The sequence below is a fragment of the Fibrobacter sp. UWT2 genome (assembly GCF_900142545.1).
Classification (GTDB): Bacteria; Fibrobacterota; Fibrobacteria; order Fibrobacterales; family Fibrobacteraceae; genus Fibrobacter.
This window is the reverse complement of the sequence record NZ_FRBF01000002.1, coordinates 171,892-193,881: the sequence shown is the minus strand read 5'-3', so window position 1 is coordinate 193,881 and position 21,990 is coordinate 171,892. Positions and strand designations below refer to the sequence as shown.

At 51.2% G+C, this 21,990-nt stretch carries 21 protein-coding genes and 2 tRNA genes; 12 read left to right on the top strand and 11 right to left on the bottom strand.

Features of this window, described 5'->3' with window-relative positions; genetic code table 11:
• Positions 1-7: 7 nt before the first annotated feature.
• Both BUA40_RS01995 and BUA40_RS01990 read right to left on the bottom strand, forming a co-directional pair.
• Complete coding sequence (locus tag BUA40_RS01995) at positions 8-604, bottom strand: PadR family transcriptional regulator (protein WP_072797740.1); 597 nt, start codon at positions 602-604, stop codon at positions 8-10.
• Between the two features lie 175 nt (positions 605-779).
• Positions 780-2,639, bottom strand: coding sequence for a phosphoenolpyruvate carboxykinase (GTP) (locus tag BUA40_RS01990; protein WP_072797739.1), 1,860 nt, complete (start codon positions 2,637-2,639; stop codon positions 780-782).
• Between the two features lie 270 nt (positions 2,640-2,909).
• Here BUA40_RS01990 and glgC point away from each other — a divergent pair, with 270 nt between their 5' ends.
• Positions 2,910-4,160, top strand: a complete 1,251-nt coding sequence (glgC, locus tag BUA40_RS01985) for a glucose-1-phosphate adenylyltransferase (RefSeq protein ID WP_072797738.1) — start codon at positions 2,910-2,912, stop codon at positions 4,158-4,160.
• A gap of 67 nt (positions 4,161-4,227) precedes the next feature.
• Here the strand turns inward: glgC and BUA40_RS01980 are convergent, their stop codons facing one another.
• On the bottom strand, positions 4,228-5,061 hold the full coding sequence (locus tag BUA40_RS01980) for a hypothetical protein (RefSeq protein ID WP_072797737.1): 834 nt from the start codon (positions 5,059-5,061) through the stop codon (positions 4,228-4,230).
• Between the two features lie 144 nt (positions 5,062-5,205).
• On the opposite strand from BUA40_RS01980, the gene BUA40_RS01975 reads away from it, so the two are divergent.
• The 4 genes from BUA40_RS01975 to trmFO are packed head-to-tail and all read left to right on the top strand — an operon-like array spanning position 5,206 to position 8,942.
• Positions 5,206-6,045: a NifU family protein gene (locus BUA40_RS01975; protein WP_072797736.1), complete on the top strand. Its 840-nt coding sequence runs from the start codon at positions 5,206-5,208 to the stop codon at positions 6,043-6,045.
• Positions 6,046-6,084: 39 nt separating this feature from the next.
• On the top strand, positions 6,085-7,137 hold the full coding sequence (locus tag BUA40_RS01970; protein WP_072797735.1) for an IMP cyclohydrolase: 1,053 nt from the start codon (positions 6,085-6,087) through the stop codon (positions 7,135-7,137).
• An 18-nt stretch (positions 7,138-7,155) separates the two neighbouring features.
• Positions 7,156-7,611, top strand: coding sequence for a hypothetical protein (locus tag BUA40_RS01965; RefSeq protein WP_072797732.1), 456 nt, complete (start codon positions 7,156-7,158; stop codon positions 7,609-7,611).
• A complete protein-coding gene (trmFO, locus tag BUA40_RS01960; protein WP_072797730.1) occupies positions 7,611-8,942 on the top strand; it encodes a methylenetetrahydrofolate--tRNA-(uracil(54)-C(5))-methyltransferase (FADH(2)-oxidizing) TrmFO in 1,332 nt (443 codons plus the stop codon). Before BUA40_RS01965 ends, trmFO begins: the two co-directional genes overlap by 1 nt.
• Here trmFO and BUA40_RS01955 read toward each other — a convergent pair.
• A complete protein-coding gene (locus tag BUA40_RS01955) occupies positions 8,939-9,976 on the bottom strand; it encodes a fibrobacter succinogenes major paralogous domain-containing protein (RefSeq protein WP_072797728.1) in 1,038 nt (345 codons plus the stop codon). The two genes, trmFO and BUA40_RS01955, sit on opposite strands and share 4 nt — an antisense overlap.
• 98 nt (positions 9,977-10,074) lie before the next feature.
• On the opposite strand from BUA40_RS01955, the gene BUA40_RS01950 reads away from it, so the two are divergent.
• Complete coding sequence (locus tag BUA40_RS01950; protein ID WP_072797725.1) at positions 10,075-10,995, top strand: PHB depolymerase family esterase; 921 nt, start codon at positions 10,075-10,077, stop codon at positions 10,993-10,995.
• A gap of 286 nt (positions 10,996-11,281) precedes the next feature.
• On the opposite strand, the gene BUA40_RS01945 is transcribed toward BUA40_RS01950, so the two are convergent.
• Positions 11,282-11,355 (bottom strand) — tRNA-Pro (locus BUA40_RS01945).
• 87 nt (positions 11,356-11,442) lie between these two features.
• Positions 11,443-11,515: transfer RNA gene (locus BUA40_RS01940), tRNA-Lys, on the bottom strand.
• Positions 11,516-11,641: 126 nt separating this feature from the next.
• Here BUA40_RS01940 and BUA40_RS01935 point away from each other — a divergent pair.
• Complete coding sequence (locus BUA40_RS01935; RefSeq protein WP_072797723.1) at positions 11,642-12,652, top strand: PorV/PorQ family protein; 1,011 nt, start codon at positions 11,642-11,644, stop codon at positions 12,650-12,652.
• Positions 12,653-12,664: 12 nt separating this feature from the next.
• A complete protein-coding gene (locus tag BUA40_RS01930) occupies positions 12,665-13,414 on the top strand; it encodes a hypothetical protein (RefSeq protein ID WP_072797722.1) in 750 nt (249 codons plus the stop codon).
• Here the strand turns inward: BUA40_RS01930 and BUA40_RS01925 are convergent.
• The 5 genes from BUA40_RS01925 to BUA40_RS01905 all read right to left on the bottom strand — a co-directional run bounded on the left by BUA40_RS01925 (position 13,411) and on the right by BUA40_RS01905 (position 17,434).
• Positions 13,411-13,860 carry a hypothetical protein gene (locus BUA40_RS01925; protein ID WP_072797721.1) on the bottom strand — a complete coding sequence of 150 codons (450 nt, stop codon included), beginning with the start codon at positions 13,858-13,860 and terminating at the stop codon, positions 13,411-13,413. The two genes, BUA40_RS01930 and BUA40_RS01925, sit on opposite strands and share 4 nt — an antisense overlap.
• Positions 13,860-15,647 (bottom strand): c-type cytochrome, encoded by a 1,788-nt coding sequence (locus BUA40_RS01920; RefSeq protein ID WP_072797720.1) that lies wholly within the window; start codon positions 15,645-15,647, stop codon positions 13,860-13,862. Before BUA40_RS01920 ends, BUA40_RS01925 begins: the two co-directional genes overlap by 1 nt.
• The gene (locus BUA40_RS01915) at positions 15,647-16,528 is read right to left on the bottom strand and encodes a 4Fe-4S dicluster domain-containing protein (RefSeq protein ID WP_178299511.1); all 882 of its coding nucleotides are present in this window, start codon (positions 16,526-16,528) and stop codon (positions 15,647-15,649) included. The genes BUA40_RS01920 and BUA40_RS01915 overlap by 1 nt, the downstream gene beginning before the upstream one ends.
• A gap of 22 nt (positions 16,529-16,550) precedes the next feature.
• Complete coding sequence (locus BUA40_RS01910; RefSeq protein ID WP_178299510.1) at positions 16,551-17,009, bottom strand: cytochrome c3 family protein; 459 nt, start codon at positions 17,007-17,009, stop codon at positions 16,551-16,553.
• A gap of 125 nt (positions 17,010-17,134) precedes the next feature.
• Positions 17,135-17,434 (bottom strand): c-type cytochrome, encoded by a 300-nt coding sequence (locus BUA40_RS01905; protein WP_143149656.1) that lies wholly within the window; start codon positions 17,432-17,434, stop codon positions 17,135-17,137.
• A 153-nt stretch (positions 17,435-17,587) separates the two neighbouring features.
• Between BUA40_RS01905 and BUA40_RS01900 the strand changes: the two genes are divergently transcribed.
• The 4 genes from BUA40_RS01900 (at position 17,588) to BUA40_RS01885 (ending at position 21,985) form a co-directional block, all read left to right on the top strand.
• A complete protein-coding gene (locus BUA40_RS01900; protein ID WP_072797697.1) occupies positions 17,588-18,391 on the top strand; it encodes a hypothetical protein in 804 nt (267 codons plus the stop codon).
• A gap of 2 nt (positions 18,392-18,393) precedes the next feature.
• Positions 18,394-18,957: a manganese efflux pump MntP gene (locus BUA40_RS01895; RefSeq protein ID WP_072797695.1), complete on the top strand. Its 564-nt coding sequence runs from the start codon at positions 18,394-18,396 to the stop codon at positions 18,955-18,957.
• Positions 18,958-19,046: 89 nt separating this feature from the next.
• Positions 19,047-21,167, top strand: coding sequence for an NAD-dependent DNA ligase LigA (ligA, locus tag BUA40_RS01890; protein ID WP_072797693.1), 2,121 nt, complete (start codon positions 19,047-19,049; stop codon positions 21,165-21,167).
• Positions 21,168-21,214: 47 nt separating this feature from the next.
• Positions 21,215-21,985: a DUF2334 domain-containing protein gene (locus tag BUA40_RS01885; protein ID WP_072797691.1), complete on the top strand. Its 771-nt coding sequence runs from the start codon at positions 21,215-21,217 to the stop codon at positions 21,983-21,985.
• Positions 21,986-21,990: the final 5 nt, after the last annotated feature.

Genomic DNA, 21,990 nt, shown 5'->3' with positions numbered 1-21,990 from the left:
AAAAAAACTAGTCTTTCTTATTCACAAAATCGCGGTTTCCAAAGTTGATGTAAAAGTAGCCGTCGAGTTTCTTGTTGCGTACCGGATCACGCAAAATTCCGATAGCGGCGCGCACATACTTGAGTTCCACCAGAATGTGGTCGCGGCTCATGCAGTTGAGGAACGGGCCTTCTGCAAAAAGGGTCGGGCGCGGTTCTTCGGCAATCATCTGTTCCAAGCGTTCTACCTCTTTCACCAAGCGACGTTCATGCGCTTCAAGTGATCGAATAAGTTCTTTCTGCTCTGCACCAAAAAGGAAAGCGAAGCCGAGCGTTCTCGGGTCATCGTTAAAGCCAGTCAAGTGCTTAAGCACTTCCTTGCGCAAGGTGTCGCGCCCCTTTTCGGTAATCGTGAACACCACGCGTTCAGGACGGTTTCCGTCACGTACGCTCTGACCAGAAATGTCGCCATGTTTTTCTAGCGTTGCTAGCCTGTTGTAAACGGTCGAGGTGCTGAGGTTCGCCCAGCGGTCCAATTCGCGGTTACGAACCTCGGTAATGATGTCGTAACCACTGCGTTGCTTCTCCAGGATCAGTCCCAGAAGTACCAAGTCATAACGATTCATATATTACCCTTCTTCTAATTCCAGAAAAATCCATTAAGATTCACTTGTTGGACTATTCCAACTTGGAATATAACTAAAAATTGAAAGCTTGGGGCAATAATTTTTCAAATAACGAAAAAAAATCCCCGCCACCATGAATGGTAGCAGGGATTTTAAAGTTCCTTAAGGAAACTTATTATGCCTTGTTCAAACGATCCTGGATCATGTCGATGATGTCAGAGAGTTCCTTCGGGAGGTGCTTGCCGAACTTCGGATAGTGATTTTCCTTAACGTCGGCGAGTTCCTTCTTCCAGCCTTCCACATCAACCTTGAGGATTTCCGGGAGGGTTTCCTTGTAGTAGTCAGCGAGACCGTCAGTGTTGAGGGTCTTCGGCATGTAACCGATAGCGGTTTCAACAACGTTGGAGTTATCGCCGTTGCAACGGTCGAAAATCCAAGCGAGCACGCGGCTGTTGTCGCCGTAACCCGGCCACATGAAGCCACCCGGAAGCTTTTCGTTGTTGGCATCCTTACGGAACCAGTTCACGTAGAAGATCTTCGGGAGCTTGTCTTCGGTAGACTTCTTACCGATTTCGATCCAGTGCTTGAAATAGTCACCCATGTTGTAGCCGCAGAACGGGAGGATGGCGAACGGGTCGCGACGGATCTTACCGACCTGAGAGGCGTCAATCGTAGAGGCAGCCGTGATTTCGGAACCCACGATGGAGCCAAGGAACACGCCGTGGTTCCAGCTGAGGGACTGGTGAACCAGAGGAATAGTAGACGGACGACGGCCACCGAAGAGGATAGCGTCGATAGGCACGCCAGCAGGATCTTCCCATTCCTTGGCGATGCAGGGGCACTGCTTGGCCGGAGCGGTGAAGCGAGCGTTCGGGTGAGCCATTTCTTCGCCCTTAGGAGCCTTGTCCTTCGGGAGAGCGTCACGGGTCTTGCCCTTCCAGTCAACGAGCTTGCCCTTAGCCGGGTAGCCGATGCCTTCCCACCAGATGTCGCCGTCTTCAGTGAGGGCGCAGTTGGTGTAAATGGTGTTCTTTTCTGCAGAGATAAGAGCGTTCTTGTTGGATTCTGCAGAGGTGCCCGGAGCAACGCCGAAGAAGCCGGCTTCCGGGTTAATAGCATAGAGACGGCCATCCTTACCAAACTTCATCCATGCAATGTCGTCACCGATGGTTTCGACCTTCCAGCCCGGGATAGTCGGGATGAGCATGGCGAGGTTCGTCTTACCGCAAGCAGACGGGAATGCGCCTGTCACGTACTTGACTTCGCCCTTCGGGTTGGTGAGCTTGAGGATGAGCATGTGTTCAGCGAGCCAGCCTTCGTCGCGAGCGAGAACGGTAGCGATACGGAGAGCGAAGCACTTCTTACCGAGAAGAGCGTTTCCACCGTAGCCCGAACCGTAGGACCAAATGAGGCGTTCTTCGGGGAACTGAGTGATGTACTTGTATTCAACGTCAGCGCAGGGCCAGATGCCGTTGTCGCTTTCGCATTCGCGGAGCGGCTTACCAACGGAGTGGAGGCACGGAACGAATTCAGCGTTCACGTCTGCATTGAAGATGTCGAGAACCTTCTTACCGGCGCGAGTCATGATGTCCATGTTGAGAACAACGTATTCGGAGTCAGTGACTTCGATACCGTTCTTGGAAATCGGGGAGCCGAGCGGGCCCATGCAGAACGGAATCACGTACATGGTACGGCCATGCATACAACCCTTATAGAGCTTACGCATCGTCTGCTTGAGTTCAGACGGGTCGATCCAGTGGTTGGTCGGACCTGCATCTTCTTCCTTCACAGAGGAAATGAAGGTACGGGATTCGACGCGGGCCACGTCAGACGGGAGAGAACGGAACAGGTAGCAGTTTTCCTTCTTGGCGAGCTTCGTGGCGAGGCCAGCCTTGACGCACTTCTGCATAAGGGCATCGTATTCTTCCTTGGAGCCGTCAACGACAACGACGTTGTCCGGTTCGCACATGGCAATCATTTCATTCACCCAAGTACTGATCTTCGGGTGCTTGATATCGTTAAGGGTAAGACTCATTATGAGCTCCTGTTTGGTTTAACGTTAAGTTTCGATAATTTCGAACGCGGTAAAATTTACAAAAAACAATGTCCAAATTGCAGGGGCATTGGCAATTTTTTGAACTAAATCACCCCATCCATCCGCCACACGCAGTCCGCCCTATACAGACAAGTGCAAAAAAAATTCGATTTTTTTTGTAAAAATCTTTTCATTTAGCCTAAAATTACATAAATTAGGCTTGTATACACGAAAAGGGCGTTTTAGCCCTCATTATAAGGTTATTGCTATATGAGTTGGTCTTATTCTAGAGAACACCAGAAAAACATCCTTTGCATGATCATGGCCGGCGGTCAAGGCAGCCGTTTACAGCCCCTCACCCGCGACCGCGCGAAGCCTGCCGTCCATTTTGGCGGAACCTACCGCATTATCGACTTTGTGCTGAACAACTTTATCAACTCCGGCATCTTCAAAATCAAGGTTTTGACGCAGTTCAAGAGCGATTCCTTGAACAAGCACATTTCTGCAGCCTGGAACCTGAACGCAAGTCTTGACCAATACGTGGACCTGGTTCCTGCACAGATGCGCACTGGTGATGACTGGTACAAGGGTACCGCCGACGCCATTTTCCAGAATATCAACCTGATTACCGACGAACGCCCGGACCTCGTGGCCATTTTCGGTGGCGACCACATTTACAAGATGGATATCAACCAGATGATCGATTTCCACCTGAGCCGTGCCGCCCTTTTGACCATTGCCGCCATTCCGGTGCCGGTTTCCGAAGCTTCTGAATTCGGTATTATCGAAGTGGACGCCGACAACCGTATGATCGGTTTCGAAGAAAAGCCCAAGAACCCCAAAGAAATGCCCGGCAACCCCGGCTACTGCCTTGCGAGCATGGGCAACTACATCTTTACGAGCAAGTTCCTGGTGCGTGAACTCTTGAAGGGTGCCGAAAACGGCGCGACCGACTTCGGCAAGCACATTATTCCGAGCCTGTACAAGGACTACCCCGTTTACGTGTACGACTTCAACACCAATATCGTGCGCGGCGAACAGGCCAGCACCAAGGGTTACTGGCGCGATGTGGGAACGCTCGACGCCTTCTTCGAAGCGAACATGGACCTTTGCTCCGAAAACCCGCCGTTTGACCTTTACAACAACTACTGGCCGATCCGTACTTTCAACTGGAACCAGCCTCCTGCAAGATTCTTTGCTGGCGACGGCAATGCCCACCAGGGTGCAGCCATCGACTCCATCGTGTCTTCGGGCTGTATCATTGGCGGCGGTACCGTTGTCAAGAGCATTCTCTCCCCCGGTGTTTCTATCCAGAAAGACGCCCTGGTCGAAGAATCGATACTGTTCCCGAACGTGACGATTGGCCCTGGCGCCAAGGTGCGCCGCGCCATCATCGAAAAGGGTCTGCACATTCCGGCCGGCTTCCAGATTGGCTACGACCTGGAACGAGACAAGAAGCTCTTCCACGTGACCGAATCCGGAATCGTGGTTCTTGCAAAGGATACCATTATTAAGGCATAAACGTCTTTCTAAACCTATTCAAAAAGCCCCGACATTGTCGGGGCTTTGGTTTTATGAGTGAGGAAAATTACTTTAAGCCAGGGGTTTGTTCAGGAATTTCGCCAGCGCCACCACCAAAGTCTCCACCGCCGAATTGGCTCCAGTCGATGTCGCCACCACCGAAATCACCGCCGCCGAAATCACCGAAGCTAAAGCCACCGGTGCTGTCGCCGCCGAACATGTTGCCGAAGCTGGACATATCGATAGTCCACTGACCATCCTTGCAGACATAGGTCATTTCCATTGCGCCCATCATGGTTTCAGTCTTCGTAGCACCTTCTTCAGTGCACTTGTTGGCTTCAGCAGTTGCCGTGGAATCATATTCCCACTGGCCGTTTTTGCAAACCATCGTTGCCATGCCCATCATGTTCTGAGTAGCACCTTCTTCATCGCACTTCATCATGTCCAAGATTGCAGTGGAGTCCACCGTCCACTGACCATCCTTACAAGTCTGCGTCATGCCGAACTGTTCCTGGGTAGCGCCTTCTTCGTCACACTTCAGGTAATCCGTGTAATTGAAACTTGTATCCGGAGTAAAAGTGGCTCCGCCATCGCTCGAAGAACTTGCGACCGCAGGCTCCGTATCCGTTCCCGGATTCGTTTCAGCGCCAGGATTAGTTTCTGTACCCGGATTGGTTTCGCTGTCGCCACCTGCATTCTGAGTTTCCGTATTCGTAGCGCCTGCTTCGCTAGAAGAGCTGACAGCGGTATTGTCGGTACCAGCATTCGAATCGCTAGAAACGATCGTCTGCGGGGTATCGCCCTTGGCGTCATCGCTGCTTGCCGAAGCGGAATCATCGCAAGCAATGAAAGTGAAAACGGAAGCGGCGAGAACCGCAAGACCAAATTTTTTGAAATTCATATTATCACTCCTTGAGAATTCTACGAGAAAAATATTTTTTCGTAAGAAAAAAGGACCTTTTGCAAAGGAAAATCTGTTGTTTAACTCACCAACAACACCTTAAAAAGAACTCCAAAACGGCTTAAATTTTCTAAATTTGGGCATATGAGCGAAGAACTGTGCGCAAATTTATCGAAAAAGTTACAAGAACTAGCCAAGGCCCCCAAATACCGTGGAGCCATCTTCCAAATCGAAGCCGACGAAAAAGGCCTCGCCCTGGTCGATGTCAAAGAGGCTAGCCTTAAAGTTTATTTGATGATTGATCCGGAATGCGACAAGATTCTGGAAACGAGATTCTTTACCTACGGCGGCCCGATTTTTACCGCCCTTGCAGACACCTTCTGCAAAAAGATCCAGATGGCAACCATCGACGAAGCCTGCGCAATTACCGCCGAAAGTCTGGAACTCGAGCTCCGCGACACGCCGGACGTACCGGCCATTGCCGAAAACGCTCCTGAAATCAAGCAGATGAACACGCTGATCAAGCGCGTTTACGACGTGTACCCCGAAAAGAAGGCAACCGCCATTCTGGTGCGCGAAAAGATGGAACGCATCAAGTACCGCACGCAAACCGCCGAAGGCCGTGCCGAAGCGGACGCCGAATGGAACGCCCTCACCAAGATTCAGAAAATCGAAAAGGTTGAAGCCTGGCTGCACCAGTCCGTACGCGGTATGCTCCAGGGCGACGGTGGCGACGTTGAAATTCTCGATTTGACCGAAGACAACCGCCTGAAAATCCGCTACCAGGGTGCCTGCGCCGGTTGCGGTTCTGCCATGGGCGGAACGCTCTTCTATATCGAAGACGAACTCAAGAACAACGTGTACTACAACCTGATTGTGGAACCCGAAGACCCGCTCGACAACATTCAGCAGAACGAAATGTCTGATGCTGACCGAAATTTGGCTGGATTAGACGATAACAATCCTCCCCCCAGCCTTTTCTAAAATTTTATATTAAAGTTTGAAAACAACAAAGGAAACCTTATGTCCAAAGATCTCGTCTTGAAATTTGTTGACCCCGTTCCCATGCGCTACGGTGAAAACTCCCACCAGTCTGCGGTGTTCTACCGCGACCCGACCTGCACCGAAGCAAGCCTCGCTACCGCAAAGCAGCTCTGGGGTAAGGAACTTTCTTACAACAACATCGTCGACGCAGACGCCGCCCTCGAGATGGCCCGCGAATTCGCCGGAGAAAACGCTGTCGTCATCGTGAAGCACATGAACCCCTGCGGACTTGCAACCGGCAAGACCCTCGACAAGGCTTTCGAAGCCGCCTGGGCAGGTGACCCGGTGTCGGCCTTCGGTTCTGTGATCGCCGTGACCAAGAAGGTTGACCTGAAGACTGCCATGCTCCTCAAGGGCCGTTTCGTAGAAATCCTCCTCGCTCCGGCTTTTGAAAAGGATGCTCTCGAATTTCTCAAGAACAAGTCCAAGGACATCCGCCTCCTGGAAGTGGGCGAAATCAAGAAGGCCACCAAGATGAAGGTTTACAAGCACGTGATTGGCGGCATGCTCGTCCAGGACCGCGACGTGGACGTCTATGAGAAGTTCGAATGCGTCACCAAGAAGAAGTTCCCCAAGAACAAGGAAGCCCTCGCCCGCTTCACCTGGATTGTTACCAAGCACACCAAGTCTAACGCCATCGTAATGGGTTACGAATACGCCCGCGGCTACTTCCAGGTTCTCGGCCTCGGCCCCGGCCAGCCGAACCGCATTGACTCTAACCTCCGCCTCTGCCAGCCCCGCGTGCGCGACAACGTTGCCCGCATGAAGGAAGCTCAGAAGTTCTTCAACGAAAAAGGCAAGTGCATCGACAAGGCCGGTCTCAAGGCTCTGGAACAGAAGGTATTCGGCGAAGTCGTCATGGGCTCCGACGCCTTCTTCCCGTTCCCGGACAACGTAGAAGCCGCAGCCAAGGCTGGCGTGAAGTACATCGTGCAGCCGGGTGGCTCCAAGAAGGACGACCTCTCCATCGACGCGTGCAACAAGCTCGACGTGGCCATGGTATTCACCGGCATGAGGCATTTCCGTCACTAAGATCCTTAAGGATTGCCTATGATGCCCACGTCTCAAAAAGAAATCAATCGGAGAGAAAAGGATCTGTATTACACAGTCCTTGGATTTCTGAAGAAGATTCGCAAAGCCGGCAAGACGACCGCCAAAGAGTGGAACGAATACCGTTCCGCTATTAAAAGCGTTGCGCTGACCGCCGACATGGGTAAGGCCGCTGATCTGTGGACCATGGACAACCTGGACCAGTTCAGCCCGGATAAAAGCCAGCTTCCTCCGCTGAACGACATGGAATACGTGGCACGCGTGTCACCGGAATTCCTGTCACAGCTCATGGAAGCGCTTTATTACGGAATGTTGAACCCCACGCAAGCAAATATGATTTCAGACGAGATTCAAGACGCCGACCCCGAGTTCGTGACATCGGCCTCGCTGGAAGAACTGCTCGTGAAGCTCTGGATTGGTAACGCGAAGAACTATCGCAAGACCATAATGAACTGATGAATGAACGCGTACGTGTAATCGGTGGTGGACTCGCCGGATGCGAAGCGGCTTTGCAACTTGCTAGCCGCGGTTTTAAAGTGGATTTGTATGAAATGCGTCCGGTCAAGCCGACGCCCGCCCACAAGGACGGTCATCTGGCCCAATTAGTTTGTTCCAACAGCTTTAAGGCTTTGGGGATCACAAGTGCCCATGGCCTTTTGAAGCAGGAACTCACCATGCTCGGAAGCTTTTTGCTGGACTCTGCTCGCGAAGCAGCCGTGCCTGCAGGCGATTCCCTGACGGTGAACCGCGATATTTTCAGCGAATCAGTCGAGAAAAAGATCGCGGAATCCCCGAACATTACACTTCATCGCGAAGAAGTTACGAGCCTTGAAGGCGACTGCCCCACACTTGTAGCGGCAGGCCCCTTGGCTAGTGACGCGCTCGCCGACGACATTTTCAAGCGTCTCGGCAGCAACCGTTTGCACTTTTTCGATGCCATCGCTCCCGTCATCGAAACGGACAGCATCGACTTTAATCACGCCTTTTACCGCAACCGCTGGGAAAAGGGCGAAACGGCAGACTTTATCAACTGCCCGCTGGACAAGGAAACTTACGCCGAATTCGTGCGCAAGCTCTGCGAAGCCGAAAGCACGGAACCTCGCCCGTTCGAAAAGAACGAGCTGTTCGAAGGCTGCTTGCCCGTAGAAGAAATGGCGCGTCGTGGCTACGAAACGTTACGCCACGGGCCCATGCGCCCGATAGGGCTTGGGCTTGGAAACGACGGTCATTTGTGGTATGCCGTTATTCAGCTCCGCGCCGAAAACAAGCAAAAGACTTTGTTCAACATGGTGGGTTTCCAAACGCGCCTCAAGTGGGGCACGCAGAAAGAAATCTTCACTATGGTGCCGGCCTTGCGCAACGCAAAATTTGCGCGCCTCGGCTGCATGCACCGCAACACCTTTATTGAATCGCCCAAGTTCCTGGACAAGACGCTCCGCCTGCGTCCAGATCTTGAATGCGCCAAGGGCATTCCGCCTACATGGTTTGCAGGCCAGATTACAGGTTCCGAAGGCTACACCGAAGCTGTTGCGACCGGCTGGTACGCCGCCTGGAACATGGCGCAGACGATTCTGCACGGTCATGCCGACCCGCTCCCCGACGAGAGTTGTATCGGCTCGCTCATGAACCGCCTCGTGGAAGAAAACGAGGACTTCCAGCCGATGAATTTCAACTTCGGGCTGCTCCCCCACCACGAAGGCCTCAAGAAGAAGAATAAAAAAGAGATTCTTGCGGCTCGCGCCGAAGAATCTGTTCGAAAGTGGATTGCCGATAGGAAGATGGTCTAGTCTTTTACGCAACGAACCGAATAGGCAAAACGCCTTGCAGTAAAACCAATACCTTCATCAGCAAAACCGTCATCATCCCATTCTTCGGACGTGAAGTTCACTTCAAACTGCAAATCGCTTTTAGCTATTTCGTTATCATCATAGGGTCCCGAAGACACCCAAAAACGAGCGACATCTTTTTCGCCAGCAAAACCTGCAGTTTTATTAGCAAACGGAGACGAATCATTCGCATTTTGTGTGTCCCTATAACCCGCCGGTTTCATCGAAAAGCCTGTGGAATCCGTTCCATTGCGGCCATTACTCCAGCCACTTGTCGACTTAAGCGCTAAATAGCCTTCTGCGGTTTTTCCGACAAAGGTCAACAAGGTATCCCATTCCAAAGCACTCGGCAGGTGCCAGCCTTCCGGACAAACCCCTCTCACGCGTTCAGGCAAAGAACAAGCCGCATCATTGCCACAACCCTTGCCGTCTTCGCTAAATACAGCTGCGCTATCCATGGCCGCGGCCCAAGTATAGAGACGACCGTACGTACTGCACATGGATACCATGTGAGTATAACAATATGAGCCATAGCTTTCGCCATCCACCTGATAATCGTAATTCAAGTTCTGCGCCATCCAGACCTGCGAACCGATTTTCACCATTTTGTAGACTTGGCCATCGCGAGCATCCGTGAAGGTATTTTCGGAAACATCCGGTTCTTCTTCAGGATCCGTCGCTTCTGTAGAATCGGTCTTTACAGAATCCTTCGAATTGCCATTTATTTCGGAATAACGGATTTCGCTTACAGGGTCATCGGCCCTAAACCATCCGTCGCCATTACAAACGTAATCGATTTCGGCTGATTTTACGTATACGGAAACGCCCTCGAGTTCTTCATCGCATTCGTAATAGGCTAAATCAACCGGCGAGGAAACCTCAGAGGGAAGCCCCTTTTTGACGCTATCTTTAGATGCAGATGACGCACTATCGTCGCCACAAGCAATAAGAGATAAAATGCTAACACCAATAAGTGATTTGTAGACTAAATTCATAAATCCTCCCTTTTGAAAGGAAATTTATAAAAAAATTTGCAGCAAAATTGCTAATTTCAAAAAAGCTCATAGAAGTCATCTATTAATCGGAGGGAGAAATGAAAACATTCTATAGTCTGCTTACGATTTTTTTTGTTGCCGTCACGTTTTCCGCATGCTCCACCACGGCTTCCGGCGATGAAGAAGACTCTTCTAATAATGAAAATCAGCTTTTCTCAAAGAAAACAGGTATGGAAACCTACACCTGCAAGGGTGCATATGCAGGCAAAAGTATAAACATCTATTACCATATCCCCGATGGAAGCATTAAAAATATGCCTGTGCAAATCATAATGCACGGCATGGACCGCAATGGCGACAAATATCGCGACGACTGGAAAGACTTGGCCGATCAATACGGATTCATTGTACTAGCCCCACAATTTAGCGAAGATGATTTTTCCGAAAATGCCTACCAAAGGGGAAATGTCTTGAACGAATCAGGTGAATTTGTACCCCAAGATTCAATGACCTACCCCATAATTAGTGAGGTTTTTCATTACTTCATTGAAAATTCTGGTTCACAGGCTACGAAATACAATATCTACGGACATTCTGCCGGAGCTCAGTTTGTTCACAGATACCTACTATTCAACAAGACGCCAGAAGTAGATCGGGCTATTGCCGCCAATGCGGGCTGGTACACCATTCCGACAGATACAATAGATTACCCTTATGGAATTGGCCAAAGTGCCGATCAAATCGGAACCGACGTTGCGGCATACTATCAAAAAAATCTGATTATTCTACTTGGCGATGCAGACACCTTACGTACAGAATCATTAAATCAATCAAAGAAAGCCGACGCTCAAGGACTTACGCGACTTGAACGCGGGAAAAAATTCTTTGAATTCTGCAAGGCTGATGCAGCTAGTCGCGACACACCTTTCCTTTGGGAAAAGAAACTTGTGGAGGGAGTCGGCCATTCCGATTCTAAAATGGCACCCTCTGCAGCAAAGCTTCTCTACGGGGACAAATAAAACTTATTTGAATGATGAATCGGGGTAACCAGATTGTTCTTGCCGCAATACTCACTTCGTTTTCGATGGTTTTAGTCGAACTGATCAGTTCGAATTGCTATACAAATATGAAAATCGCACCCCTGTTTGGGGTGCGACTTTCATATCGGGGTAACCAGATTGCTGCGCCGGCTTCGGTTTCGCTTCGCTCACTGCCCGGCTTGCCCTTCGGGCTTCACCTTCGGTGAAGCTGATCTGGTTACCTAAGATATAGAAAAAGCACCCACAAGGGGTGCTTTTTTCTATATCGGGGTAACCAGATTCGAACTGATGACATTCTGCTCCCAAAGCAGACGCTCTACCAGGCTGAGCTACACCCCGAGTGCGACAAATATAATAAAATAAGATTCGTTTGAGGAGCGTTTTTCAAAAGAAAAACCGATTCTAGAAAATCTAGAACCGGTTTCCTGAGCTACGAAGGGCTCGAACCTTCGACCCACGCCTTAAAAGGGCGTTGCTCTACCAACTGAGCTAGTAGCCCGAACGCACCCAAATATATTAAACGTTTCGCCTTTTGTAAAGGCAAAATTCCCATTTATTCGTAAAATTTAACGCTTTTTTAGGGAATTTCACACTCTCTCCGCCACAATATTTGTAAATTTCAATCATGAATTTCAAGCACTTTTTGACAACGGCTTTTGCGCTGCTCACCCTTCCTGCAGCAAGCCATGCCTACTTTAGCCAAGGCGATGCCGGACAAGAAGTGTTCTCGTTTATCAATACCTTTGATAGCCCCCGTAATGCAGCGTTGGAAAAGTCCGCCAGTGCCGGAGTTTCTACCGATCCGACGATTACGCAGTTGAACCCGGCCGCAGTTATTTTGCCCGAAGGCAAGAACCATATCGCATCGGTTCACTGGCAGACAGGCGACATGGCCGACAACCAGGGAAGCATCTACTACACCGGGCACTACAACAAGTACATTTACCAAGTTTCGTACAACTGGCTTTCTTACGGCAACATTGACGGCTACAACGAATACGGCGAACCAACCGGACAGTCCTACGAACCGTTCAGCCAACTCGCTACGGCAACAATCGCCTTCCCGCTCAAGCACATTCGTTTCGGCGCAACGCTTAAGTTTGCAGCCGACAAATTAACTGATGAGGCTGGCGACCGTACCGCTATCGGTGCCGCTTTTGACTGGGGTATCACTTGGCAGTCCCAAAGCAACCGTTACGGACTTACACTCATGGGCCGCGATTTCGGATGCCTACTGCGTGACTACGTGGACGACGGCGAAAACGAATACTACCCGATGTCGCAGACGTTTGCTATTGCAGGCTTCTTCAGACCCAAGGTGCTCCCCCGCCTGACGGTTTTTGTGGACAGTGATTTTCCGCGTTACCAGGAAGCCTTCTTGAGCCTGGGTGGCGAATACGCCCTGGGTCAACACTTCTTTATTCGCGCAGGTTTTGAACGCACCTGGCTCGACTTGATTCGCGACGCCAAGGAACTGATGGCTTCCGAAGACCGCCCAGACGAAACGAACAACGCCCATATGTTAAGTGCTGGTCTTGGCTATGCCATGGACTTGTTCGCCCTCGATTACAGTTTCTCGTACCTGGCCGAGGGAATGGGCCACGAGCACAGGCTCGGAGTTCGCGTGAACTTCTAATTCAGGTGTGCGATGCGGCAGTTTGACGTCATTGTACTCGACGAAAACACCTCCCCTTCTGACAAATGGATTCCTCCTTTTGAAGACCCTGCTCTAGGGTGGTTTCACTGTTCGGACTGGAACCAGCCTCTGCAAAGTATTGATGCCGAATGGGTGGTAGTCACTCACCCCGCAGTGAAAATTGACCGCGACTTTCTGAACAACTTGGCCGAAGTCACCGAAGGGTTCCCCATGGTAGACGCCTTCGCGCCGCGACTAAAATTCAAAGAGCATTTTTACGGCGGATTGTTGCTTCATGGGGCCAAGGGATTTGTTCCGATTTCAGAAAACGAGAAGATGCGATACGTGTCGGCATCCAACCCCTTGATAGCCGTGTTTTCAAGCCGGATTATCCAGCGCACAGGCCTGTTTGACCTGGAATTGCCTCCAAAATTCAGATTGGTGGATTACGCCCTCCGTATGGCTCATGCCGGCGGAAAGATGTTCAGCGTTCCTTACCTGGTGACGACTTTGGATAACGATCCGGCAAGTTTGGTAAACGGGCTTTATTTCAACGATAAAAACGCAGTCGCACCGTTGTGGGAAATCTATTACAAGACGCTCCCCGCCTCTTTCTTGCTGGGGTTCACCTTACGTCACCCGACCATGTTGCTAAAATTCCTGGGAATCGACAAAGGCAAAAAACGCCGTCAGTTCAAGCGTGACAAAGCAACATCGCTCTCGAAACTAACCGCGGATTATCTCAAAGAAATTTCGGTTTAGAAGAACACCCAGACAGCAAGCCAGAAGACCATCAGGCAAAATTCCATCTCTTTTGAAATCTTCGAGAGGAATGTACTGCAAAGAGTCATGCCCAAAACCGCAAGAATGCGAGTCCAGGCAATATCGATGCCGCGGTAATACAAGGCAATGCCGCCAAAGAGTTCAATCCAGCACCAGAGTGATTGCGCCAGCACCAAATAACGTCTACGGTAAAGAGGCAGCGATGTCGTCGACAGGCAAAGGCATAAGGCCAACATACGGAAGGGGTAATGCTCCAGCGTCGGGTCCACGGAGATGTCGCCCGCAAAATAAGTGAACAGGCTGAACAGGACCAGGAATCCGGCAAGAAGAGCGCCGTTGCGGTACGGTGACGACCCTTTGCGCCACAAGAACGAGGCGCAACCGAGGGCAATCAGGCAAGAAAGCGAGTTGGCTAAAGCAGTCATTATTCGCCCTCCTTTACCGATTCAGAAGCATCTTCTCCGGCAAGCGTTCGCATATAATTCACAAGGCCCAAAGCTTCACTCGGAGTCAAGCGGCCAGCAAAGGCATTCATATTGCTGCGACCATTCAAAATCACCTTGACCAAGGAATCCGCTCCAAGGCTATCGAGACGTTGAGCATCCAGCTTTGGCGGCACTGGGTAAAATTCGCGCACGAATTTTTCATTGAGACGGCCATCGGCTCCGTGGCATGTGGCACAGCGGGCATTCCAAAGCAAACGGGCTTGATTCAAAGAAACCGGAGCATCGACACCTATCGGCTGAGAATCTAGCGTCTTCGTTGAATTTTCAGAAGATCCTCCTGCAAAGAAAGCTCCCAAACAGGCGGCCAGCAACACAAACAACACCACGCACAGCGATTTTTCTCGGCGAGTCATGGCGAACGATTTTTCCACGAGGTACGCACGAATACACAGGGTAATGGCTGTCACCGCCGCAATAATTGGATACAATAGCGGAATCACGTTCGCAATGGAAAGTTCTACTTGAGCAAAAACGCTTTGACCCCAAGCCCAAACCACAAAAAGAATCGCTGCTGCAAAACCCACAAGCAAGGGTAAACGCAACACATGGTATTCTTCCGAAGACCAAGGCTGAATGTAGAAGCCCTTTTTGAGTTTTTCTACGCCACGCAAGCCTGTAGAGTTTTCTTTTTCAAGCTCCTGCTGTTCGGCGTCCGCCAAATCGGTTCCGTCGACTTCGCCAAAATAGGAGCCGGCCCCTTCCATATTGCGATTCAGGTAACGGCGAATGCCAAAGAAAAGCAACACAAAGCCGCCCACCGAGAAAGCTACAAGCCCCCAGTCAATCCAATTAAAGGGCGAAGATGCCTGAAGGCCAAATTCCGGCGAAACGATGTAAACCCTTTCAAGGAACAGGCCAATCAAAATGCTCACGGAGAAAGCGATTCTACCCCACTTGTTTTCGCGAATGATCGAAACCATGCGGAACTGAGGAAGAATTCCGGCGAAAACTAGAGCCCACGTGCAAATGGAGCCCTTGAGCATCAAGTCCCAGATCCAGATTGCGCAAAGAATCCAGGTGCATATAAGCTGCAGGCGTTCCAGGAGGCGCACGCGGTAGCCTTCAGCACAAATCAGGAGGTTCATGAGCGCAAGCCCCGAAAGGATTGCCCCAGCAATAAAGTAGACCGGGAAGAATGCGCCGCGCCACTCCGGCACAAAAGTCGTTGCAAAATCCAGGCTCACCACCGTATGCACCCAAAGCACCAGCGGGAACAAAAGCCACGCCATCGGCTTGCGGTAACGTTCCAGCAGCGGGTTCTCGCGGGACTTTAAATGCACCCCAAAGAACAGCAGCGACAATAGCGCATACACCGCAATGCAGCAGAAGTCCCAAACTAGGGGCGAACGCACATTGGCGAAGTTGCCGCGGGCATCGAGGAAGGGGGCCACCATGTAAAAGTTGTCGATGACGCCCAAGTGCATGAGCGGGAAAATTCCAGCAAATACAAGGCAAACCAGTGTCGAGAGTTCTGCAATCAGGGCTGTGCGGCGGTCAAGTTTGATATCGAGCGCAAGGAAAATCGCCGACAGAAGCGTACCCGCATGAGCCAGGCCAATCCAGAACACAAACAGGCTAATGGGCGTTCCCCAGAAGGTACGGGAATCCACCATCCAAGCCGAAGGTCCCTGATAAACTGAGTAACCCAGAGCGTAAAGCCCCGGCAAAAACAGCATCAGTCCCAAAATCATCAGGTAGCGAAACATTAACGCCTCCCCCGTATAAATACCACGGAAGGATCAAGGTTCGCCAGTTCACGGGGCGCATACAGCACACGATCCTTGGTCAGCTTTACCAGCGGCGACTTTTCATCGAGCCAGTTGCCAAAGATGATAGCATTCTTGGGGCAGGCTTCGGCACAAGCGGTCTTGACGCCGCGACCTCGCCATTCTTCGGCGGTGACGCCAACGGTAAGCGACGTTTTGAATTTAAGGCGGTCGTTCTGCAGGCGGTGCAGGCAAAGGCTGCATTTTTCCATGACGCCCTTGTCGCGGAGCGGAACTTCACGATTGAACTGTCGGGCAAGTCCGAGTTTCTGGGCGTCGTTAAAATTGAACTTTCGAGCCTGAACGGGGCAATTTGCGCCGCAGAAACGGCTACCCGTACAACGCTTGTACATCATGGCGCTCAGGCCATCGGGCGTGTGATTCGCAGCCCCCGTCGGGCATACACGTTCGCACGGGGCATTGCCACAGTGCGCACACATGAAGGGGGCGCTGCCGCGCATGTCGACCCAGTGCATAAAACGCCCGCGGGCAGCATCTTCGTCGGGAACCAGCGGCACGTTATTTTCAAGGTTGCAGGCTAGAATGCACTTGCCGCAACCGTCGCATGCATCCAGGTCGATGGCCATACCGAATCGGTTGATGGTCGAGGCCCCCGGAATCTTGAGTGCCCCCGGAGTCGGGATTTTCACGAGGTCGAGAGATTTTTTCGCCTGCGACAGAGCAAGCTTGACTTCGTCTTCAAAACGCTTGAGGCTAGGCAAATCGCCGGCGAGTTCTTCGAGCGGAATCTTGCGGCAGCCAAACAGCAGCCCCATTACCGCTACCAGAGAACAACTCTTGATGAATTCGCGACGATCCATACCCATAAGATACCTTCACGAATCAGCGATGGCAAGCGGCGCAGTACGTGGCCGCCGGCTTAAAGCCTTTTTCTTTGAAAGTTTCGCCCCTGTGGCACTTGAGGCAACTTTGCATATTGAACAATTCTGCGCCGTAGCGGTTCTGCATGTAGCCCTTGCCGTGACAATCGGCGCAAGCGACGCCAGCAGCAGCATGCACACCATGGTGAAATACCACATGGTCCGGCAAATGGCGCTTGTGGGACCACGGGCGGTCATCGGCTTTTGCAAGTACGGAATCCAGCGTCTCGATTCCCGGATTTTCGGTCAGCGGGAGCCTGTGGCAGTCCATGCAGTCTGCCTTCGAGGGCATAAAAGCATTCGCCGAGGCGCGCGAGCCCGTATGACAGGCGGCACAGTCCAAGCCGATTGAATCGCCGTGCAACGCATGGTCAAAAGGAATCGAGCCCACGGCACGTTCAGGAACGCGCGGCTCCCCCATTAAGAAATCCGCCAAGAAAAAAGAGAACACGACGGCAAAACAAATCGCCGACCATTTAAATATTCTTGTATTTTTTCCCTTTTCTCTTCTCATAGCTCAGAGCGTAGCAACCTCATCGCTCACACCTACTTCGGCCTTCCTGGATCATCGGGATTCTTGAGAATGTACAAGAGCCACGCCGTCATCATTTTCGCCTGCTCTTCGGTAAGCGGAGTGATTTCCATGGCGGGCCATTCTTCGGGGTGCTGCGGAGTCGGGTGCATCAGGTAACGCACCATGCCTTCCGGATTTTCGGCATAATTTGCCACATTGTCGCGCATCGGGGGTGCCGCAAACTTGCGAGCCCAGCGGTGGCAACCGCGACATTCGTTTTCAAAATATTCGTGAGCTTGTGTTTTGAGTTCGGGCGTAACCGGCGGAAGCACAAAAGCCTCCACCGCAAATAAAGCACATACCGCCACAAAAACGAAGACTACCACCCGCAGTTTCAAAACACCATCCTTTTGAATACAAGATTCGTCTTAAATATAAACATTTTTTTTCAAATATATTCCTATTTTTAGGTTTAGGAGACACAAATGAAAAATTTCTTATTCTGCCTAATGCTTTTGGCGGGTTTTGCCGCAGCGAATACGTGCACCGAAGCGTGGTTCAATGCCCAAACACATTTTTTGTCAACCCCACAAAATACTCCATACCTTGATTCTGTATATTCTGCATACTTGAATAGATCTTTGGACTCTATAAGAGAAGAACGATATGTCAAACTTTCTTACAACAATGGCTACCTTGAAAAAATAATCAACGGCTATGTCGGGGAAATTGTAAATATCTATCTTGATGTTGATTACATCCATGTATCCAAAGATGAAAGTGTCCTTTCTAAAAAAGGCTTGGAAGGGCTAATTTCTGATTCAACTGTTGGAGACACCACTTTTTGGGTTCGAAAGCACTATATCAATGGCAAACTTGACCAAGCTATGTTTTATAAAGAAACAGAATTCTTCTCCTCCTGCATGGATTCAACCTTCGATTACTATTACGAATATCTTTCTAGAAATGATTCCCTTATTTATATCTACATAGATAACTACAGTTCCGAAGCAGATCGAGAAATAGAATATGCCTACATTATAGAAGATCCTGCTGATGACCTAAAATGCTATGAATATAGTAACGACTCTTTAGACCATGTAATGGTCTATAATAAGAATGAAAAGGGATTTTCTGTAAAGGTCTTTAAAAACGATATAGTCGTTCAAGAACTCTTTTTCGTTGATCCAAACAACGCCACCGCTATCCACAAACAGCGTCCGGCGGTAAAGATTTCGCCGAAGGCTAGGTACTTCGATTTGCTGGGTCGCTACAAGTTTACGAAGTAGTTATGGGCATTATCGAAATTATTATTATCGCGATTGTTGAGGCGATGGACTGCTTTGCCGTCGCAATTGCCACGGGACTTTCAAAGAAAGGAATCAAGTACAGCCGCGCCATGCTCCAGGCGGTAAGCTTCGGCGTTTTCCAGGGCGGCATGACGCTGCTCGGGTACTTTCTCGGGAGTTTTGCCGAGCGCTGGATCAATTCCGTGGGCACTCCTATCGCCTGCACCATCCTCTGCATTCTGGGCGGGCGCATGATTTGGGGAGCCGTCCGTGGTGATGCGGGCGAAGAAGAAGGCGAACAGATTGCCGCGAAAAACTTGACGATTGCAAACATTTTGCTGCTTTCGGTCGCGACAAGTATTGACGCATTCGCTGTCGGAATTTCGTTTGCATTCCTGAACGCGAACATGGTTCTTGCCACCAGCGCCATTGCGCTTGCAAGCTTTATCATGGGCGTTATCGGCTACGAAATCGGCCGTCACGCCGCCAAACGTTTCAAAACAAAGATTCCTGAAATCATCGCAGGGATTATCCTGATTGCGATTGGAATTAAAATGTTTATATAGGTACGAGGACGGGCGCAAAGCGCCCTTTGAGGTATGAGGTTTGAGTAAAAAAGAATCGTAGTACAGCACCTCTTTCTATATTGCATTTTATGGATCAGAAAGACATTGACCGCACCCGGTATTTTGAGCTAAAGAAACAGCTAGAAGAAGCAAGCCGCCTTTACTACAAAGAAGGCGTCTCCCCCATGAGCGACCAGGATTTCGACTTTGGCCTCAAGGAGATGGAAGCGCTCGAAGCGAAGTATCCGGAACTTCGCGGCAATGCATCGCTCACGCAGCGGGTCGGCAGTGACTTGACCAACGATTTTGCAAAGGTCGCACACGCCGTGCCCATGCTCAGCATCGCTAACGTGTACAGCGCCGAAGAAATGGCGGAGTTCGTGAAGGCTGCCGAAGAAGGAATCGCTGCATTAGACGAGACACAGACCTCAAACCTCAAAGCGACCGAAGGTCGCGACCTCACACCTCATACTTGGATCTGCGAGCGGAAAATTGACGGCGTAAGTCTTTCGATTGTGTACGAGAATGGACGCTTGAAGCAGGCGGCCACCCGCGGCGATGGAGCCCAGGGCGATGACGTGACATTGAACGCGCTCACGATTGCAGACATTCCCGAAACCTTGGACGCAAAGAAGCTAAAAATCGACCCCAGCGAAATTCCGCAGGGCACTTTTGAAGTCCGCGGCGAAGTCTACATGGAACGCGAGGCCTTCGAACGCCTGAACGAGCAGTTCATCTTGGAAGGCAAGAAAATTTTCCAGAACCCGCGCAATACGGTCTCGGGTTCGCTCAAGCTCAAGAGCGTGGCCGAATGCAAGACGCGCCCGATGCGTTTCTTTGCCTACCACATTCCGCAGAGCGACAACAAGACGCACGAAGAGAACCTGCAGCAGCTCAAGAAGCTCGGGTTCCACACGAACGACTACTGGACTGCAGACAATACCGACGAAATCATGAAGATTTCGGAGCAGATTGGCGCGAGCCGCGACAGCCTCCCCTTCGAAATCGACGGCATGGTCGTGAAACTGAACGACCTTGCTATGCAACGCGCCCTCGGCACCACGAGCAAGAGCCCGCGCTGGGCCATCGCCTACAAGTTCAAGGCCGAGCGCGCCTACACCCCGCTCCTTTCCGTAGAATTTCAGGTGGGCCGCACCGGGGCCGTGACGCCGGTCGCGAACCTTGCCCCCGTGCGCCTCGCAGGCACCACCGTCAAGCGCGCCACCCTCCACAACTTTGACGAAGTCGCCCGACTGGACCTCCACTTCGGCGACACCGTCGGCGTCGAGAAGGGCGGCGAAATCATCCCGAAAATCACCGATGTCAAAAAAGAACTCCGCCCGGCGGGGGCCGTCCCTGTGACCGCTCCCGACAAATGCCCAGTTTGCGGCGAACCGCTCACCCACATCGACGACGAAGTCATTCTCCGCTGCGAAAACATGCACTGTGCAGCGCAGGTACAATGCCTGTTCGAACATTTCGTGAGCCGCGAGGCCATGAATATCGAAAACCTCGGCCCCGCTCTCATCGCAAGCCTGATTTCCACAGGAAAAATCAAGCGCATACCCGACCTGTACCGCCTCACGCTCGAAGACCTGGAATCGCAGGAACGCATGGCCAAGAAAAGCGCCAAAAACGTCTACGACGCTATTGCCGCCTCCAAGGAGCGTAGCCTCGAAAACCTGTTGCACGGTCTCGGCATCCGGTTCGTGGGCCGCACCAGTGCCCGAAACCTCGCTAAGCATTTCCGCACTCTCGAAGCGATCCGTACCGCCACCGTCGAAGACCTACAGAACGTAAACGACGTCGGCGAACGCATCGGAAAGTCCGTCTACGACTTCTTCCACACGGAACGCTACACGCAGGAAATTGACGAACTTATTGCGCTGGGCTGCCCCACCGAATTCAAGGGCGTCGTAAAGACCTTGTTCCAAGGTCAAACCGCCGTCATTACCGGCACGCTCCCGACCATGGACCGTGATGAAGCCCGCAAGCTCATCGAAGAAAATGGCGGTAAAGTCAGCGGTTCTGTTAGCAAGAAAACCAGCTGGGTTTTGGCCGGCGAGGCCGCCGGAAGTAAGCTCACCAAGGCGAATGAACTCGGGATTCCTGTACACGACGAAGCTTGGCTCCTTGCCCAAATCGCCGAAAATACCCCAAATTCGCAACCGCTCAACCAAACCGAAGCGGTCCAAACTAGTCTATTCTAGCCACATTTTCTATATATATGGCGTAAAAAACAAAACAGGTTACCCTTATGGAAATCAACAAGGACATTGCCGACATCCGCGCCGCCGAAGCTATTCTTCATAAAAAGAAGAAGTACCTGCTGTGCTATCATAATTTTAACGTGAAGAACTGCAAGAAATCTGCCGAAGAAATCCGAAAGATTGCCGCCGCCGCAGGTTCGCCTATCTCGATTGCCGTCGTTCCCTCTATCGGGGGCGTCCCTGAATCCGAAGCCGACGCCTTCCGTGAAGAAATCGGAAAATTCGTGCAAGAAGGTTACGAAATCTTGCTCCACGGCGTGCGCCATAATGCAGACCTGTTCATCAAGCGTAACCCCATCGGTAAACTCGCTCTCGCCATTTCGCACAATGGTGCCGAATTTGCGGGCCTGAACAAGAAAGTTTCCCAGATGCTTTTAAACCGTAGCATCGCCCTCTGGAAGGCCCACGGTTTTGGCCGCCCCTCCGGATTTATCGCGCCAGTCTGGCTCGACAACAAGCACCTCAAAAAACAGGTGCTCGAAGAATTCAACTTCTACGAAGACATGCTCTACATTTACCGCAAGGTCGGTAAAAAAGTCAAGCCGTCGTTCTCGCAGATTTTGACCTTCTCTATTTTCCCGCAGGCACTCCTCGGTGCCATGCAGGTTTTTTCTCGCATTGCACTACTCCTCTACCGCGGAACCCCCCGCCTGGTGATTCACGCCGGTGACATGAAGGCCATGGGCGAACAAAATCTTCTCTCGCTCGTAAAATTTGCCTCGAACCACCGCGAAAAGATCATGTACCAGGATCTATAAGAGAC